General features: G+C 69.1%; 3 protein-coding genes. 1 reads left to right on the plus strand and 2 read right to left on the minus strand.

Annotation, left to right across the window (positions count from 1 at the left end):
• Window positions 1-383: hypothetical protein (locus tag ABZ749_RS34800; RefSeq protein WP_357235582.1), on the plus strand; the 383-nt coding region annotated here is incomplete at its 5' end.
• Window positions 384-511: 128 nt separating this feature from the next.
• Here ABZ749_RS34800 and ABZ749_RS34805 read toward each other — a convergent pair.
• Both ABZ749_RS34805 and ABZ749_RS34810 read right to left on the minus strand, forming a co-directional pair.
• Window positions 512-1081 carry a DinB family protein gene (locus ABZ749_RS34805; RefSeq protein WP_357235585.1) on the minus strand — a complete coding sequence of 190 codons (570 nt, stop codon included), beginning with the start codon at window positions 1079-1081 and terminating at the stop codon, window positions 512-514.
• A gap of 194 nt (window positions 1082-1275) precedes the next feature.
• On the minus strand, window positions 1276-1702 hold a 427-nt coding region (locus ABZ749_RS34810), incomplete at its 5' end, for a response regulator transcription factor (RefSeq protein ID WP_357235588.1).

Raw genomic sequence — 1702 nt, forward strand, 5'->3', positions numbered from 1 at the left:
GCGAAGGCGGCTCAGGTGGCGAGCACCACCTGAAGCTCCTGGCGACGACGCTCGGCCAGGTCGGCGAGGAGGGCGCGGAGAGCATGTCGAGCACGGCGTGCAGCGCCGAGTCGGGCAGCTCGGCGAAGGGCGCCCCACTCCATGGTGCTGATTCGGGTGCGGGCAAAGAGGTTCGATCCTTTTGCGGGGCCGCCGGGGGCGACAACCACATCCTTGGCGAAGAAATCGAGGTCCTCGACGGCAGGGGAGGCGAAGGAGGGGATGGCGGAGGCGGCGAGGAGCGCGCCTACGACCCCGAACCCGGCAAGGCAGCGCCGGGCGAGTTGCTTGGGCATTACCGCTTCCTCCGTGGGATTGATCAGTGGAACCCGCGGAGCCTATGAGGCCGTTGGGGCTGGTGCCGCCCCACTCGGGCGCCAGCGACGGATATGAGCCGAACGGACGGTCGGCATCGTCGTATGGTCGTGTTCCGTCTACAGTGGATGGCCGGCTGAGCACACTGACGGTGCGGTCATCTACCGGTGGATGCGCGCGCGGCCCCGTCCTGCCAGCGGTAGAGATCGCGCAGCAGAGAAATCTCGGCGCCGTGATGGATCAGCTCCCTGTTGACGTGCAGGACGATCCCCTCCATGGGAAACCGCTCAGGACCGACAGTCGGCGGATTCTCCAGGTCGGCATCCGACAGCTCGCGTACGCCGGCGTTCCATGTCCCGTACATCTCGTCGAGCTGTTTCAGCGCCTCGTCAGCGGTCCCCGCGTAGGCGAACGTCTGGGAGTCGACGTCCTGGCCGCCGAAGTGCCATCCGACCCGGTAGCCCAGGCAGGAGACGATGACGTGCGCCAGCCGCCAGGCAATCGTGGTCACCGGCGCCGGCACCGGGTCGGGGACCGCGAGGTCCATCGTCCATGCCCCCGCACCCGCCGGCATCGATGCGACAGACGTGCCACGTGGGCGGATGCTCCAGCAGCCAGGCACCGGCTCCCAGAAGTACTCCTCATCGGCGAGACCGTGCAGCCGAGGACGCAGGTTCTTGTGCCAGTGCCGGTCCAGCTGGTCCGCGATTCGCTCGCTCCTTGTCATTTCCGCACGCTACCTACAGCAGAGGCCCGGCTGTGTCCCGTGCCGCGTTCATCGAACTGTTGGCGTCGCCAGAGAGTCGCAGCCGTCTTTTCTTCTGAGGTTCCGCAGTGTCGGCGGCGGCCACGTCCGGCCGAATCCTGCCACCGCACCGAAGGTGCTCACCGAGGTGGTGGCCGGCTGCTCTCCGCCGTTGCTCAGCCGTCGCCGGGGCGCACCAGCCCGCTCTCGTACGCGATAACCACAAGCTGGGCGCGGTCGCGGGCGTTCAGTTTGTGCAGCAGGCGACTCACGTACGTGCGAGCGGTGTCCGGGCTGAGATGCAGGGCCGCCCCGATTTCCACATTTGACCGTCCGGTGCCGACCTGTGCCAGGACGTCGCGTTCGCGCCCGGTGAGCCCGATCAGCCGGGCCGGGTCCGCGACGGGGGAGCGGGCGGCCGCGGCGATCACCCGCCGGGTCACCGCCGGTGACAGCAGCGCGTCCCCGCCGGCCACCACACGGACGGCGTCCCGCAGGGCGTCGGGCGGGGTGTCCTTGAGGAGGAAGCCGGCGGCGCCGGCGCGGATGGCCTCGACGCTGCGCACCATGTGGAAGCTGGAGGCGCTGCGCAAGAGCCTCGNT

The sequence above is a fragment of the Micromonospora sp. NPDC047753 genome (assembly GCF_040642735.1).
Lineage (GTDB): Bacteria > Actinomycetota > Actinomycetes > Mycobacteriales > Micromonosporaceae > Micromonospora.